The organism is Micromonospora sp. WMMA1947 (assembly GCF_027497355.1).
GTDB lineage: Bacteria > Actinomycetota > Actinomycetes > Mycobacteriales > Micromonosporaceae > Micromonospora.
This window is the reverse complement of the sequence record NZ_CP114909.1, coordinates 5,318,857-5,333,630: the sequence shown is the minus strand read 5'-3', so window position 1 is coordinate 5,333,630 and position 14,774 is coordinate 5,318,857. Positions and strand designations below refer to the sequence as shown.

Sequence of the window (14,774 nt, the reverse complement as noted above, 5' to 3'; positions counted from 1 at the left end):
GTTAAGAAGGGGCCCTTCCTTTCACGTCAGTCGTGGGCGATGGCGCCCAGGACGTTGATCCGCGCGGCGCGGATCGCCGGCAGGACCGCCGCGACCACGCCGATGATCGCGGCCAGGATCAGGAACGTCACCATCTGACCCCACGGCAGGACCAGGTCGGTGATGCCCTCGTCCTTGAGCGCCTCGACCACCGCCGCGCCGAGACCGGTGCCGACCACCACGCCCAGCAGCGCGCCGAAGATGGAGATCACCACCGCCTCGACCGTGATCATGCGCATGGTCTGGGCGCGGCGCAGGCCGATCGCCCGCAACAGACCCAGCTCCCGGGTCCGTTCCAGCACCGACAGCGCGAGCGTGTTGATGATGCCCAGCACCGCGATCACGATGGCCAGCGCCAGCAGGATCTGGATCATCTGGAGCAGAGAGTCCAGCTGCCCGGTCTGCTGCTCGATGAACGCGGCCCGGTCCGCCACCGACACCTCGGGGCTGTCCGCCAGCAGTCGCTCGACCTGCGGCTGCACCGCGTCCACCGACGTGCCGGGGGCGAGCTGCAGGAAGCCCTGGATGGGCTGCGGGATGGCGAAGTCCGCCGCGGCCTGCGGCGGCAGCGTCACCGGGTTGGTCAGCTGCGAACTCTCGTAAATGCCGCTGACCGTGTAGGTGCGGGCCTCACCGCGGGACAGCTGCACCGGCACCGTCGAGCCGACGGAGAGGTTGCGCGCCTTCGCGGTGTCGGAGCTGACCAGCATCTGGTCCGGCGCGAGGGTGCTGATGTCACCGGCGGCGGCCTTCGCCCCGAAGATCTGCTGGAGCGCGGCCACGTTGCTCGACGCGGCCACCCAGGTCCGCTCGCCGCCGACCACGCCCATGTCGCCGTACTCGCCGGAGACCATCCGCACGCCGGGAATTGCGGCGGCCTTCTCCAGCACCGCCGGGTCGAAGCTCGCCGGACGCGGCCCGGTCGTGGACCCGGAGATCACCAGCTCCGCCTTGATGTTGTCCTCGGCCAGCTTGCCGATGCTGCCCTTGGCCGAGTCCAGGATCACCGTTACGCCGGTGACCAGGGCGATGCCCACCATCAGCGCGGCCGCGGTGATCGCGGTGCGCCGCGGGTTGCGGCCCGAGTTGAGCCGGCCCAGCTTGCCCGGCACCGACCAGGAGAACAGCGTGCCGAGCAGCGAGACCACCGGCCGGCTGATCACCGGGGTCAGCAGCGCCACCCCGATGAACGCGAACAGCACGCCACCGAGGATGGTCGCCAGGGTGCTGTCGCCGGCGTGCCCGCCGAGACCGAGGAACAGCAGCACCGCGCCGATGCCGGTGACCACCGCACCGCCGATGGTGACCTTGGTCAGCGGCCGGTCCGGCGTGGCGACGTCCTGCATCGCGGCGATCGGCGGGATGCGCGAGGCGCGCAGCGCCGGCAGGAGCGCGGCGATCACCGTGATCAGCATGCCGACCGCGAACGCGCCGATCACCGCCGAGGCCGGCACGCCCAGCCCGGCCAGGGTCAGACCCCCGGCGAGCTGACCGAACAGGTACGCCAGCAGCGCGCCCACGCCGATGCCGGCGGCGAGCCCCAGCACCGAGGCGATCAGGCCGACCGCGAGCGCCTCCAGCACCACCGAGCCGATGACCTGCCTGCCGCTGGCCCCGATGGCCCGCATCAGGGCCAGCTCACGGGTGCGCTGCGCCACGATGATCGAGAACGTGTTGAGGATCAGGAACGTGCCGACCAGCAGCGCCACCGCGGCGAACCCGAGGAGGATCTTGTTGAAGAACGACAGCCCCTCCTTGAGGCCGGCCGAGGCGTCGTCGGCGAGCTGCTCGCCGGTCTTGACCTGGTAGCCGGTGCCCAGCGTGCGGGCCAGCTCGTCGCGCAGCGCGGCCGGCGTGGTGCCGTCGGCGGCCTGGACGCTGATGTTGCTGAACATGTCCGGCTTGCCCAGCATCAGCTGCTGCGCCACCGGGGTGGTGAAGTAGATCTCGTTGGCGCCACCGATCGAGTCCCGGCCGCCGCTGTAGCCGAACACGCCGACGAGCGTGAACTCCTTCTTCGGGGCGAGCGTCAGCACACCGACCCGGTCGCCGACCTTGACCTTGCCCGCCTCGGCGAGCGAGGTGTTGATCACGATCTCGTCGTCGGCCTGCGGCGCGCGGCCCTCGCGTATCTCCACCAGGTCGCTCTCACCGAGCCAGTTCTGGCCCAGCTGCGGCGGACCGAACGAGGTGACCACCTTGCCGTTGCTGCCGATCATGCGGGCGCCGTCGGCGGCGACCACACCCTTGGCGTCGGCGACGCCGGGCGCTGCCTTGACCTGGTCGAGCACGGATGCCGGCAGCGGGGTGCTCAGCGGCATCCCCTCGGCCGTGGAGACGTCGATCTTCGGCTTCGCCTCGACGCTCACGTCGACCTCGGCGTACGCGTCGGCGAAGACCGCGTCGAAGGACCGCCCGAGCGTGTCGGTGAGCACGAACGCGCCGGAGACGAACATGACGCCGAGCACCACCGCCAGCCCGGACAGAAGCAGGCGCAGCTTGCGCGCCAGCAGGCTCTTGAGCGTTGCCCGCAGCATCAGTTGCCCACCTCGACCGGGGCGTCCAGCTTCTTCATCGTGTCCAGCACCGTCTCGGCGGTCGGCTCGATCAGCTCCGAGACGATCTGCCCGTCGGCGAGGAAGACCACCCGGTCGGCGTACGCGGCGGCGGTCGGGTCGTGCGTGACCATGACGATGGTCTGGCCGTGCTCGCGCACCGAGTTGCGCAGGAACTTGAGCACCTCGGCGCCGGAGCGGGAGTCCAGGTTGCCCGTCGGCTCGTCCGCGAAGATCACCTCGGGACGGGCCACGAGCGCCCGGGCGCACGCCACGCGCTGCTGCTGGCCGCCGGAGAGCTGCGCCGGGCGGTGCCCGAGCCGCTCCCGCAGGCCGACCGTGTCGATCACGACGTCGTACCAGGCCGGGTCGGGCTTGCGCCCGGCGATCGACAGGGGCAGCAGGATGTTCTCCTGCGCGGTGAGCGTCGGCAGCAGGTTGAACTGCTGGAAGATGAAGCCCACCTTGTCGCGGCGCAGCTTCGTCAGACCCGCGTCGTTGAGACCCGTCACGGTGGTGTCGCCGATCATCACGGTGCCCTTGGTCACCGTGTCCAGACCCGCGAGGCAGTGCATCAGTGTGGACTTCCCGGAGCCCGACGGCCCCATGATCGCGGTGAACCGGCCGCGTTCGAACTCGGCGCTCACCCCTCGCAGGGCGACGACCTGCGCCTCGCCGCTGCCGTACACCTTCCACACATCGTTCGCCCGGGCCGCGGCCTGCTCTCGGCCTACCGTCGCGGTCACGTCATCTACCTCTTCCGTATGGTCGTTCTGCTGCCGCACCGCCCCCGCTGGCCGGTGCGGCGGAATCCATCCTCGAGGTCGAGAGGCCGAAATCCCTCCGACCTGGGGTGGAATCCGCGCCGATCTTCCGCTGAGGGTCGCCCCCCATCCGGGCTCAGGGTGACCCCTGACCGGTCGGCGGCGCCGACGTCAGGCCCTTACCTGGCGTGATGGTCAACACATCAGCCCCGCCGCTGGTCACGGTAGGTGACCCGCGCCACCTCACCCGCCGGGACGGACCAGACCCGTCTCGTACGCGAGCACGACGGCCTGCACCCGGTCGCGTAACCGTAGCTTCGTCAGCACATGCCCGACATGGGTTTTCACGGTGGTCTCGCTGACCGACAGCACCCGGGCGATCTCCGCGTTGGACAGTCCGCGCGCCATGTGGGTGAGCACCTCGCGTTCCCTGTCGGTAAGCGGCTCCAGCGCCCGCGCCGGCGCGGCGGACGGGTCCGGCAGCATAGGGGCGAAGCGGTCCAGCAGCCGGCGCAGGACGCGCGGGGACATCACCGCGCCGCCCGCGGCCACCGTGCGGATCGCCGCGACGAGGTCCTCGGCCGGCACGTCCTTGGTCAGGAAGCCGCTCGCCCCGGCGCGCAGCGATCCGACGACGTGTTCGTCCTGCGCGAACGTGGTGAGCACGAGCACGCGTACCGGCAGCCGGGCCGACACGATCGCCCGGGTGGCGGCCACGCCGTCCAGACGGGGCATCCGGATGTCCATCAGCACCACGTCGGGCAGCAGCCGCCGGGACAGCTCCACCGCCTCCGCGCCGTCGCCGGCCTCACCCACCACGTCGAGGTCGTCCTCCGCGCCGAGCACCATCCGGAATCCGGTACGCAGCAGCGGCTGGTCGTCGGCGAGCAGGACCCGCACCGGCCGGGACACGGCGCCCTCGGTCATGCGTCCCCCTCGTCGTCCGGGCGGCCCTCCGGCCGGACACCCGCGCCGACCCGGCGCGGGATCGGCCGCACCCACGGTAGAGGGCGGCGACCGCCCGCGCCCCGGCCAGGTCATCACGTTCCCGCAGGATGGCCGCACCCGCCCGAGCCGCGCCCCGCCCCGGCCGCCCCATCGCTCGATGATCATGAGGTTGGCCGGTGGGAAAACGCTTCCCGAGGCGGTCAACTTCATGATCACCGCGTCGGTGCCGCGCTGCGGTGGGGGAGGAGGGGGTGGGGGTGGGGTTACTCGTCGGCGCCCGGTGGCGCCGGGCGGGAGCGGGCGTCCACCAGCGGGTCGGGCGCGGCGGCGGGCGTCGGGAACGGCGGCGGCGTCCCGCCATAGCTCGGGCACAACGCCTGGTGGTTGCACCAGTCGCACAGGCGGCTCGGCCGGGGACGGAAGTCCTGCCGGGCGGTGGCCTGCTCAATCGCCCGCCACAGCGCCACCACGGTGCGCTCGAAGCGCACCAGCTCCTCGGCGTCCGGGGCGTAGTCGCACACCTCGGCGTCCTTGAGGTAGAGCAGACGCAGCACCCGCGGCACCACGCCACGGGTGCGCCACAGCACCAGGGCGTAGAACTTGAGCTGGAACAGCGCCCGCGCCTCGAACGCCTCCCGCGGCGCCCCGCCGGTCTTGTAGTCGACCACCCGCAGCGCGCCGTCCGGCGCGACGTCGAGCCGGTCGAGGTAGCCCCGGATGAGCAACTCGTCGTCCACCACCGCGGAGATCAGCGCCTCGCGCTCGGCCGGCTCCAGCCGGCGCGGGTCCTCCACCGCGAAGTAGCCGTCGAGCAGCGCCGTCGCCGACCGGAGGAACTCCTGCGGCCCGACGGCGTCGCCGTCGGCGAACAGCGTGGCCAGCTCCGGCTCCTCGGTGACCAGGCGGTCCCACTGCGGGGCGACCAGATCACCGGCGGACTCCGGGGTGCGCGCGGCGGCCGGCAGGTCGAACAGCCGCTCCAGCACGGCGTGCACGAGCGTGCCCCGCGCCTGCTCGACTGTGGGCCGCTCGGGCAGCCGGTCGATGCTGCGGAACCGGTAGAGCAGCGGGCAGGTCTTGAAGTCGGCCGCCCGCGACGGTGACAACGAGGCCCGCACCGTGACCGGCGCCGCTGCCGCCGTCTGGTCACCGGGACTGTCGATCATCGGTTCCGCCGTCATGCCCGGAAGGTTAGGGCACGCGTGTGACAGGGCCGGCGCCGCCGCACCGGAGCATGATCGGATCCCCGGTTCGCGGCCGAGGCGGCCCGGTCCACGCCCTCACGTAGCATCGAGCCGGTGCAGCAGCGGAGCCGAGGACCCCGCCGGCCGGGGCTCAGCCTCGGCCGGGTCCTCGGGGTACCGCTGCGCGTCGACGCCTCGATGCTGCTGCTCACCGTCGTGGTCACCGTGCTGTACGCGGCGCTGGCCCGCCGCCAGCTCGACCTCGGCCCGCTCGGCGGCTACCTGGTCGGCCTCGGGTTCGTGATCTCGCTGCTCGGCTCCGTGCTGCTGCACGAGCTGGGGCACGCGCTGACCGCCCGCCGGTACGGCATCGGTGTGCGGGGGATCACTCTGGAACTCCTCGGCGGGTACACCGAGATGGACCGCGACGCCCCCAGCCCTCGGGCCGAGCTGCTGATCTCCCTGGCCGGCCCGGCCGTGTCCGCGGTGCTCGGCGCCGGCGCGGTCGCCGCCACCCTCGCCCTGCCCGCCGGCACGCTCGGCCACCAGCTCGCCTTCCAGCTCGCGGTCAGCAACGTGGTGGTGGCGATCTTCAACAGCCTGCCCGGGCTGCCGCTGGACGGCGGGCGGGCGCTGCGCGCCGCGGTGTGGGCGCTCACCCGCGACCGGCACCGCGGCACCGAGGTGGCCGGCTGGGTGGGCCGGGCCGTCGCGCTGGGCACGCTGGTGCTGGTCGTGGTGCTCACCATGCGCCGGGCACTGGCCCCGCTGGCCCTGCCGCTGCTGCTGCTCGTCGCGCTGACGCTGTGGCGCGGCGCCGGTCAGTCGATCCGGATGGCCCGCATCGGCCGGCGGCTGCACCTGGTCGACCTGGCCCGGCTGGCCCGCCCGGTGCTCGCCGTGCCCACCGGCACACCGCTGGCCGAGGCCCAGCGCCGCCGCGACGAGGCGGGCACCACCGGGGCGGCGCTCGGCGTGGTCGACTCGGCCGGCCGTACCGTCGCCTTGGTCGACCCGGCCCGCGTCGCCGCCGTACCCCCGGAACGAAGGCCGTGGGTCGCGGTGGACGAGGTGGCCCGCGACCTGTCCGCCGTGCCGGCCCTGCCGGCCGGGGCGGACGGCGAGCGGGTGCTGGAGACCGTGCGCACCCACCCGGGCGCGCAGTACGTCGTGACGGCAGGCGAAGATGTGGTCGGCGTGCTGCACATCGCGGATCTCGCCCAGCTCCTGGAACCCGAACGGAAGACGAACACGTGACCGCAGAGATCTCCACCGTCCCGGCGCTGCCCCCGGTCCACCGCGGGCCGTTCCGGCCCGGCGACCGGGTCCAGCTCACCGACCCGAAGGGCCGGATGCACACCGTGACGCTGGAGCCCGGCAAGGAGTTCCACACCCACCGCGGGATCCTCAAGCACGACACCCTGATCGGCCTGCCCGACGGCAGCGTGGTCACCACCTCCGGCGGCGGCACCGCGTTCCTGGCGCTGCGGCCACTGCTGTCGGACTACGTGCTGTCCATGCCGCGCGGCGCCCAGGTGATCTACCCGAAGGACTCGGCGCAGATCGTCGCCATGGGCGACATCTTCCCCGGCGCCAAGGTGCTGGAGGCCGGCGCCGGGTCGGGCGCGCTGTCCTGCTCGCTGCTGCGGGCCGTCGGCACCGAGGGCGAGCTGCACTCGTTCGAGGTACGCGACGACTTCGCCCAGATCGCCCGCCGCAACGTCGAGGCGTTCTTCAACGGTCCGCACCCGGCCTGGAACCTGCACGTCGGCGACGTCGCCGACTGCGCCGAGACCGGATTCGACCGGATCATCCTGGACATGCTCACCCCGTGGGAGATGCTCGACATGGTCGAGCGGGCGCTCGTGCCCGGCGGCGTGCTGATCGGCTACGTGGCCACCACCCCGCAGCTGTCCGAGCTGGTCGAGGCGCTGCGCGAGCGCGGCGGCTGGACCGAGCCGCGCGCCTGGGAGTCGCTGGTGCGCGACTGGCACGCCGAGGGGCTCGCGGTCCGCCCGGACCACCGGATGATCGCCCATACCGCGTTCCTCGTCTCCGCGCGCAAGCTCGCCCCCGGGGTCACCGCGCCGCCGCGCCGGCGCAAGCCCAGCAAGGGCGCCGAGGCGTACGCGCAGCGCCGTGACGCCCTGCGCGCCGCCGCCGCGGCCCGCGCGGCGACGGAGCCGGAGGAGTCCTGACCCCCGCCGCGCGGGCGCGCGCGCACGGGCGGATCATGTGTGCCGGTGGGGACGACACCTGAGCGGGTGGAGACGGTGGCATGAGCGAGCGGATCGGGGCGCGCGTCGGGCGGCGCGCCCGTGCCGGTGACCGAAACCGATGGCGGCGCCGCGGCGCGGGTCGGCGGGAGGCGGCGTGAGCAACCCCGGCTACGGCAACGGCGACCTGCCCGCAGTCTTCCCGGACTGGTCGCCCTACACCGACCTGGAGTCGGCCGCCCGGGCGTACCTGCGTGACCCGGACATCGCGCTGGAGGCGCTCGACGGCGTACTGCGCGGCGCCTCGGTGCTCGGCTTCACGCTGGAACGCTTCGTCAACGAGGTCAACGGCGTGTGGCAGGAAGTGGTCGTCTGCGACGGCAGCCGGCTGGTGCTCTGGCACGGTGAGGACGTGCCGCCGGGGGAGGGGCCGCCCGGCGCGATGACCTCCTCGCTGCGGGTGGTCCCGCTGTCCACCGTCACCGAGGTCGGGTGCCGGCGGCGGCTCATGCGCGCCGACAACGGCACCGTACGGGTCGACAGCATCGACGTTTACCTGCTGCTCAGCTCACTGGACGAGGCGCCGCCCAGCGACGAGGCGATCGGCGCGCCCCGGCACGACGCGCTGCGCTTCGGCAAGACCCTCGACGACGGCGGTGCCGGGCAGATCGCCCGGCTGGAGGAGTTCGCCCGGCTGGTCGCCTCGGTCGTCGGCCGGCCCCTGCTCTGACCGGTCCTGGACACGGAAAGCGCGACGGGCCGGGGACGTGCGTCCCCGGCCCGTCGTGTCCGTCTCCGCCTCAGTCGTCGGCCTCCGGGCCGGCCACCTCGACGCCGTCGCTGCCGCGCACGACGTGGATGCACTCGCCCGGGCACTCCTTCGCCGAGTCGATCACCTCGAGGCGCAGGTGTTCCGGCACATCCACCCGGGCACCGGCGGCCTGCCGCAGCTCGCCGTCCGGCCCCTTGACGTACGCCAGGCCGTCGACGTCGAACTCGAAGACCTCCGGCGCGTACTGCACGCAGAGCCCGTCACCGGTGCAGAGGTCCTGATCCACCCAGACCTGCAACTGGTCGGTCGCGACGTCGGTCACGAAGCACCCCCCATGTTCTCCCGTCCCACGCTCCGACGGTACCCGAACGCCCGTACCCACCCCGCGACCAGCCCTTCGCGATCAAGCTTCGGTGACGAGCGCGTTGCTGTGGACCGAATCGGGCTCATAGCGGCTAGTGTTAGGTCAGAACGTTCAAGCCCCCCGGGGAGGTGGGACGTGGCACGCAGCGACGACGCGGACTCGCGCGCCGCACGGTGGGAAAAGGAAGCCCACGATCTCTCCACGCAGGTCGCGTTCCTGCAAGAGGAACTCGCTCTGGTGCGGCGCAAGTTGACCGAAAGCCCCCGACACGTCCGGCAGCTCGAAGAGCGGCTGGCGGCCACCCAGGCGCAGTTGGCACGGCTGACCGAGAACAACGAACGGCTCGTGAGCACCCTCAAGGAGGCTCGCGCGCAGATCGTGACGCTCAAGGAGGAGATCGACCGTCTCGCCCAGCCGCCGAGTGGCTACGGCGTGTTCCTGGCCAAGCACGACGACGGCACGGTGGACGTGTTCACCGGCGGGCGCAAGCTCCGGGTGGCCGTCTCGCCGTCGCTCGAGGTCGACGAGCTGCGCCGTGGCCAGGAGGTCCTGCTCAACGACGCGCTCAACATCGTCGACGCGTTCGGTTACGAGCGGGTCGGCGAGGTGGTGATGCTCAAGGAGATCCTGGCGGGCCCCGAGGGCGCTCCGGGTGACCGGGCACTCGTGGTCTCGCACTCCGACGAGGAGCGGATCGTGCACCTCGCCGAGACCCTGATCGGCAGCGCGATCCGGGCCGGTGACTCGCTCATGATCGAGCCCCGCTCGGCGTACGCGTACGAGCGGATCCCCAAGAGCGAGGTCGAGGAACTGGTCCTCGAGGAGGTGCCCGACGTCAACTACGAGGACATCGGTGGCCTCCACTCGCAGATCGAGCAGATCCGCGACGCGGTGGAACTGCCCTTCCTGCACTCCGACCTGTTCCGCGAGCACCAGCTCCGGCCGCCGAAGGGCATCCTGCTCTACGGCCCACCCGGCTGCGGCAAGACGCTCATCGCCAAGGCGGTGGCCAACTCGCTGGCCAAGAAGATCGCCGAGCGGGAGGGGAAGGACCGGCACACCAGCTTCTTCCTCAACATCAAGGGCCCCGAGCTGCTCAACAAGTACGTCGGCGAGACCGAGCGGCACATCCGGCTGATCTTCCAGCGGGCGCGGGAGAAGGCCGGTGAGGGCACGCCGGTGATCGTGTTCTTCGACGAGATGGACTCCGTTTTCCGCACCCGCGGCTCCGGCGTCTCCTCCGACGTGGAGAACACCATCGTCCCGCAGCTGCTCAGCGAGATCGACGGCGTGGAGGGCCTGGAGAACGTCATCGTCATCGGCGCCTCCAACCGGGAAGACATGATCGACCCGGCGATCCTGCGCCCCGGCCGGCTCGACGTGAAGATCAAGATCGAGCGGCCGGACGCCGAGGCGGCGAAGGACATCTTCTCCAAGTACATCCTCGCCGGCCTGCCACTGCACGCCGACGACCTGGCCGAACACGGCGGCGACGCCCAGGCCACCGTCGCGGCGATGATCGACGCGGTGGTCCTGCGGATGTACTCCGAGACCGAGGAGAACCGCTTCCTCGAGGTCACCTACGCCAACGGCGACAAGGAAGTCCTCTACTTCAAGGACTTCAACTCCGGCGCGATGATCCAGAACATCGTCGACCGGGGCAAGAAGATGGCCATCAAGGAGTTCCTCACCTCCGGGCGCAAGGGTCTGCGCCTGCAGCACCTGCTCGACGCCTGCGTCGACGAGTTCCGCGAGAACGAGGACCTCCCGAACACCACCAACCCCGACGACTGGGCCCGCATCTCCGGCAAGAAGGGCGAGCGGATCGTCTACATCCGCACGCTCGTCTCCGGTGGCAAGGGCACCGAGGCCGGCCGGTCCATCGAGACCGCCAGCAACACCGGTCAATACCTGTAGTCCGACCGCTCGACGGAGGCCCGTGGCGTACGCGCCGCGGGCCTCCGCGCGTCCTCAGGCACGCCGCCACACCGGACCCGGCGCTGCCGCCACGCCCCCTGCGCGCGTCACGCCGACTACGCTCGACATGACGGGGACCGGGACGGCGAGCGGAGCGGGCAGGTCGATGAGCGTCAGAAGGATCATGGGCACCGAGGTCGAGTACGGCATCTCCGTGCCCGGCCAGGCCGGAGCCAACCCGATGGTCACCTCCTCCCAGGTGGTAAACGCCTACGGGGCGCGGCCGGAACTCAACCGGGGCGGCCGGGCCCGCTGGGACTACGAGGAGGAGTCGCCACTGCGCGACGCCCGCGGGTTCACCTACTCCGGTGCCGCGTACGACCCGGCCGAGGCGCTCGCCGACGAGGACCTCGGGCTCGCCAACGTCATACTCACCAACGGCGCCCGGCTCTACGTCGACCACGCCCACCCGGAGTACTCCACACCCGAGGTCACCAACCCCCTCGACGTGGTGCGGTGGGACAAGGCGGGGGAGCGGGTGATGGCCGAGGCGGCCCGCCGCGCCGCGACCATCCCGGGCACCCACCCGATCCACCTGTACAAGAACAACACCGACAACAAGGGCGCCAGCTACGGCGCGCACGAGAACTACCTGATGCGCCGGCAGACGCCCTTCGCCGACATCGTGGCGTACCTGACGCCGTTCTTCGTCACCCGGCAGATCGTCTGCGGCGCGGGACGGGTCGGCATCGGCCAGGACGGCGGCCAGAGCGGCTTCCAGATCTCCCAGCGGGCCGACTTCTTCGAGGTCGAGGTAGGGCTGGAGACGACGCTCAAGCGGCCCATCATCAACACCCGCGACGAGCCGCACGCCGACGCCGACAAGTACCGCCGGCTGCACGTCATCATCGGCGACGCCAACCTCTCCGAGATCTCCACGTTCCTCAAGGTCGGCACCACCTCGCTGATCCTCGCCATGATCGAGGAGAAGGCCCTCGGCGCCGACCTGGGCATCGCCGACCCGGTGGCCGAGCTGCGCGCGGTCAGCCACGACCCGTCGCTCAAGCACCTGATGCGGATGCGCGACGGCCGCAAGCTCACCGCGCTGGACGTGCAGTGGGCGTACCTGGAGCGGGTCAGCTCCTTCGTGGACGACCGCTACGGCAAGGACGTCGACGCGCAGACCGCCGACGTGCTGCGCCGCTGGGAGAGCGTGCTGGACCGGCTCGGCCGGGACGCGTTCGAGTGCGCCGACGAGCTGGACTGGGTGGCCAAGCTGCGGCTGCTGGAGGGCTACCGGGAGCGGGAGAAGCTCGGCTGGGGCTCGCACAAGCTGCAACTGGTCGACCTCCAGTACTCCGACGTGCGGCCGGAGAAGGGCCTCTACCACCGCCTGGTGCAGCGCGGCTCGATGAAGACGCTGCTCACCGACGAGCAGACGCGCACCGCGATGACCGAGCCGCCGGAGGACACCCGGGCCTACTTCCGCGGCCGCTGCCTGGACCGGTACGCCTCCGAGGTGGTCGCCGCGAGCTGGGACTCGGTCATCTTCGACGTGGGCCGGGAGTCGCTGGTCCGGGTGCCGATGATGGAGCCCGAGCGGGGCACCCGCGCGCACGTCGGCGAGCTGTTCGACCGCTGCGAGAGCGCCAAGGATCTGCTGGAGACGCTCACCAGCGGGTGACCCCGATGCCGGAAGGCCCGCCGGGTGCCGGAAACGGGCACGCGACGGGCCTTTCGTCGCTCCCGCGAGGTAAGTTGATCGCAGGCGATCGTGGAGGAGGCACCACCATGGCGACGCAAGAGGGTGGGCAGACCCAGTCCGGCAAGTCCCGCGAGGAGGTCGACGAGGTCACCGCTGAGGCCAACCCCGAGGTGGCCGAGCGGCACGCCGAGATCACCGAGGACGTGGACGACCTGCTCGACGAGATCGACTCCGTCCTGGAGGAGAACGCCGAGGAGTTCGTTCGGGGATATGTACAAAAGGGCGGCCAGTGAGGCATATGTCCGTTTCGCCCGCCAGGGCGACGGGCGGGCCGTCAACCGCCGGCACCACGATGATCGCACCGGACGGGTGCGGGGGATAATCTGCTTCAACTGCAACGGTGGTCTTGGCCGGTCCCGGGATGCTCCCTTGGGGCCGGCCGGGGCGATCACGTACCTGAGAGGAACCACGTGGCAGCGGGTTTTGATCCATCCGGGCGTCTTCCAGATGTGTTCACCAACGCGGGGACGTCCTCCTTCACAGCGTTCCTGAGCAAGGTGGCCCCCGAGATGCTGCCCGGCCGTCGGCCGCTGCCGCCCGGCATGGCCGCCGACATGGCGCCGCACGCGACCACCATCGTGGCCATCTCGGCCGCCGGCGGCGTGGTCATGGCCGGCGACCGGCGCGCCACGATGGGCAACCTGATCGCCCAGCGCGACATCGAGAAGGTGCACCCGGCCGACGCGTACTCGCTCGTCGGCATCGCGGGCACCGCCGGCATCGGCATCGAGCTGATGCGACTGTTCCAGGTGGAGCTGGAGCACTACGAGAAGATCGAGGGCGCGATGCTCTCGCTCGACGGCAAGGCCAACCGGCTGGCGTCGATGATCCGCGGCAACCTGGGCGCGGCCATGCAGGGCCTCGCGGTGATCCCGCTGTTCGCCGGCTTCGACCTGGCCGCGAGCGACCCGGCGCGGGCCGGGCGGATCTTCAGCTTCGACGTGACCGGTGGCCCGTACGAGGAGACCGGTTACGACGCCATCGGCTCCGGTTCGCTGTTCGCCAAGTCCGCGCTGAAGAAGCGGTTCCGGGCCGGCCTGTCGGTCGAGGACGCGACGCGGCTGGCGGTCGAGGCGCTCTACGACGCGGCGGACGACGACACCGCCACCGGCGGCCCCGACCTGACCCGGCGGATCTACCCGGTCGTGATGACCGCTACCGCCGAGGGCACCCACCGGCTCACCGACGCCGAGACGGCGGCGATCGCGGAGAGCGTGGTGTCCGGCCGGATGGAGAACCCCGGCGGCTGAGGCCGCTCCGCACCGTCCACCGAGTCAGCAGTCCCGCAGAAGGAGAACCGCCGCCGTGGCCATGCAGTTCTACGCCTCGCCCGAGCAGATCATGCGCGACCGCTCCGAGTTGGCCCGCAAGGGCATCGCCCGGGGCCGCAGCGCGGTGGTCCTGAGCTACGCGGGCGGGGTGCTCTTCGTCGCCGAGAACCTGTCCAGCACGCTGCACAAGGTCAGCGAGATCTACGACCGGATCGGCTTCGCCGCCGTGGGCCGGTACAACGAGTTCGAGAACCTGCGCCGCGCGGGCGTGCGGATGGCCGACCTCAACGGGCTCAGCTACGACCGCCGGGACGTGACCGGCCTGGCGCTTGCGAACGCGTACGCGCAGACGCTGGGCGCGATCTTCACCGAGCAGTCGAAGCCGTTCGAGGTGGAGATCTGCGTGGCCGAGGTGGGCGCCACCGCCGAGGACGACTCCCTCTACCGGGTGACCTACGACGGCTCGGTGAACGACGAGCCGGGCCGGATGGCGATGGGTGGTCAGGCCGAGGCGATCAGCGGGGTGCTGAAGAACGAGCACCGGCCGGAGATGTCGCTGTCCGAGGCGGTGCGCGCCGCGATGAAGGCGCTGAGCAGCGTCGGCGGTGAGGGCGGGGCGGCCCGGACGATCGCCGCGAACCAGCTGGAGGTGGCGGTCCTGGACCGGCGCCGGGTGGGGCGTACCTTCCGGCGGGTGACGGGCGCTGCGCTCACCGCGCTGCTGGACGGCGACGCCGAGGCCGACACCGCCCCGGCGCCGGGCCGGGCGAAGACGCCGGCCGTGCCGACGGAGGAGGCGAAGAAGCCGACCACGTCGGCGGGTTCGGCCGATCTGGAGGGCAACGCGGAGGACAAGCCCGCCGAGTGAGATCCGCGCTCGCGGACCCCGCCACCTCGCCGAGGTGGCGGGGTCTTTCGCGTACGGAGCCCGCCGCCTCCCCGGCCCGCGCGAGGGAGATCGCAAGCGGCGAGCGCCGGC

General features: G+C 71.7%; 14 protein-coding genes. 9 read left to right on the top strand and 5 right to left on the bottom strand.

The genetic code is table 11. From position 1 onward, the window contains the following. Window positions 1-26: 26 nt before the first annotated feature. The 4 genes from O7604_RS25105 to O7604_RS25090 form a co-directional block, all read right to left on the bottom strand. Window positions 27-2,576 (bottom strand): FtsX-like permease family protein, encoded by a 2,550-nt coding sequence (locus O7604_RS25105; protein WP_269706452.1) that lies wholly within the window; start codon window positions 2,574-2,576, stop codon window positions 27-29. Continuing rightward, window positions 2,576-3,340, bottom strand: coding sequence for an ABC transporter ATP-binding protein (locus O7604_RS25100; RefSeq protein ID WP_269706451.1), 765 nt, complete (start codon window positions 3,338-3,340; stop codon window positions 2,576-2,578). Before O7604_RS25100 ends, O7604_RS25105 begins: the two co-directional genes overlap by 1 nt. A 261-nt stretch (window positions 3,341-3,601) precedes the next feature. Continuing rightward, a complete protein-coding gene (locus O7604_RS25095; protein ID WP_281577997.1) occupies window positions 3,602-4,285 on the bottom strand; it encodes a response regulator transcription factor in 684 nt (227 codons plus the stop codon). A 284-nt stretch (window positions 4,286-4,569) separates the two neighbouring features. Continuing rightward, window positions 4,570-5,472 (bottom strand): PD-(D/E)XK nuclease family protein, encoded by a 903-nt coding sequence (locus tag O7604_RS25090; protein ID WP_269707097.1) that lies wholly within the window; start codon window positions 5,470-5,472, stop codon window positions 4,570-4,572. A gap of 216 nt (window positions 5,473-5,688) precedes the next feature. Here O7604_RS25090 and O7604_RS25085 point away from each other — a divergent pair, with 216 nt between their 5' ends. The 3 genes from O7604_RS25085 to O7604_RS25075 all read left to right on the top strand — a co-directional run bounded on the left by O7604_RS25085 (window position 5,689) and on the right by O7604_RS25075 (window position 8,436). Beyond that, window positions 5,689-6,747, top strand: coding sequence for a M50 family metallopeptidase (locus tag O7604_RS25085; RefSeq protein WP_281579998.1), 1,059 nt, complete (start codon window positions 5,689-5,691; stop codon window positions 6,745-6,747). Then, window positions 6,744-7,688 carry a tRNA (adenine-N1)-methyltransferase gene (locus tag O7604_RS25080; RefSeq protein WP_281577996.1) on the top strand — a complete coding sequence of 315 codons (945 nt, stop codon included), beginning with the start codon at window positions 6,744-6,746 and terminating at the stop codon, window positions 7,686-7,688. The genes O7604_RS25085 and O7604_RS25080 overlap by 4 nt, the downstream gene beginning before the upstream one ends. 175 nt (window positions 7,689-7,863) lie before the next feature. After that, window positions 7,864-8,436, top strand: a complete 573-nt coding sequence (locus O7604_RS25075; protein ID WP_013476950.1) for a hypothetical protein — start codon at window positions 7,864-7,866, stop codon at window positions 8,434-8,436. 70 nt (window positions 8,437-8,506) lie between these two features. Here the strand turns inward: O7604_RS25075 and O7604_RS25070 are convergent, their stop codons facing one another. After that, window positions 8,507-8,800, bottom strand: coding sequence for a ferredoxin (locus O7604_RS25070; protein WP_269706448.1), 294 nt, complete (start codon window positions 8,798-8,800; stop codon window positions 8,507-8,509). A 177-nt stretch (window positions 8,801-8,977) separates the two neighbouring features. On the opposite strand from O7604_RS25070, the gene arc reads away from it, so the two are divergent. From arc to prcA, 6 genes are all read left to right on the top strand, one after another. After that, the gene (gene arc / locus O7604_RS25065; RefSeq protein WP_269706447.1) at window positions 8,978-10,759 is read left to right on the top strand and encodes a proteasome ATPase; all 1,782 of its coding nucleotides are present in this window, start codon (window positions 8,978-8,980) and stop codon (window positions 10,757-10,759) included. 166 nt (window positions 10,760-10,925) lie between these two features. Next, window positions 10,926-12,443, top strand: a complete 1,518-nt coding sequence (gene dop, locus O7604_RS25060; RefSeq protein WP_348650995.1) for a depupylase/deamidase Dop — start codon at window positions 10,926-10,928, stop codon at window positions 12,441-12,443. A gap of 107 nt (window positions 12,444-12,550) precedes the next feature. Then, window positions 12,551-12,757, top strand: coding sequence for a ubiquitin-like protein Pup (locus tag O7604_RS25055; RefSeq protein WP_030504127.1), 207 nt, complete (start codon window positions 12,551-12,553; stop codon window positions 12,755-12,757). Next, the gene (locus O7604_RS25050; RefSeq protein ID WP_269706446.1) at window positions 12,735-13,016 is read left to right on the top strand and encodes an endonuclease domain-containing protein; all 282 of its coding nucleotides are present in this window, start codon (window positions 12,735-12,737) and stop codon (window positions 13,014-13,016) included. The genes O7604_RS25055 and O7604_RS25050 overlap by 23 nt, the downstream gene beginning before the upstream one ends. Continuing rightward, window positions 12,935-13,774: a proteasome subunit beta gene (prcB, locus tag O7604_RS25045; RefSeq protein ID WP_181726645.1), complete on the top strand. Its 840-nt coding sequence runs from the start codon at window positions 12,935-12,937 to the stop codon at window positions 13,772-13,774. Before O7604_RS25050 ends, prcB begins: the two co-directional genes overlap by 82 nt. A gap of 55 nt (window positions 13,775-13,829) precedes the next feature. Further along, window positions 13,830-14,663, top strand: a complete 834-nt coding sequence (gene prcA, locus O7604_RS25040; protein WP_269706445.1) for a proteasome subunit alpha — start codon at window positions 13,830-13,832, stop codon at window positions 14,661-14,663. Window positions 14,664-14,774: the final 111 nt, after the last annotated feature.

Excerpts from the sequence above, each read along its gene's own strand:
- O7604_RS25105 (WP_269706452.1), bottom strand. The coding sequence starts at position 2,576 with ATGCTGCGGGCAACGCTCAAGAGCCTGCTGGCGCGCAAGCTGCGCCTG.
- O7604_RS25095 (WP_281577997.1), bottom strand. The coding sequence starts at position 4,285 with ATGACCGAGGGCGCCGTGTCCCGGCCGGTGCGGGTCCTGCTCGCCGAC.
- O7604_RS25090 (WP_269707097.1), bottom strand. The coding sequence starts at position 5,472 with ATGATCGACAGTCCCGGTGACCAGACGGCGGCAGCGGCGCCGGTCACG.
- O7604_RS25085 (WP_281579998.1), top strand. The coding sequence starts at position 5,689 with ATGCTGCTGCTCACCGTCGTGGTCACCGTGCTGTACGCGGCGCTGGCC.
- dop (WP_348650995.1), top strand. The coding sequence starts at position 10,926 with ATGAGCGTCAGAAGGATCATGGGCACCGAGGTCGAGTACGGCATCTCC.
- O7604_RS25055 (WP_030504127.1), top strand. The coding sequence starts at position 12,551 with ATGGCGACGCAAGAGGGTGGGCAGACCCAGTCCGGCAAGTCCCGCGAG.
- O7604_RS25050 (WP_269706446.1), top strand. The coding sequence starts at position 12,735 with ATGTACAAAAGGGCGGCCAGTGAGGCATATGTCCGTTTCGCCCGCCAG.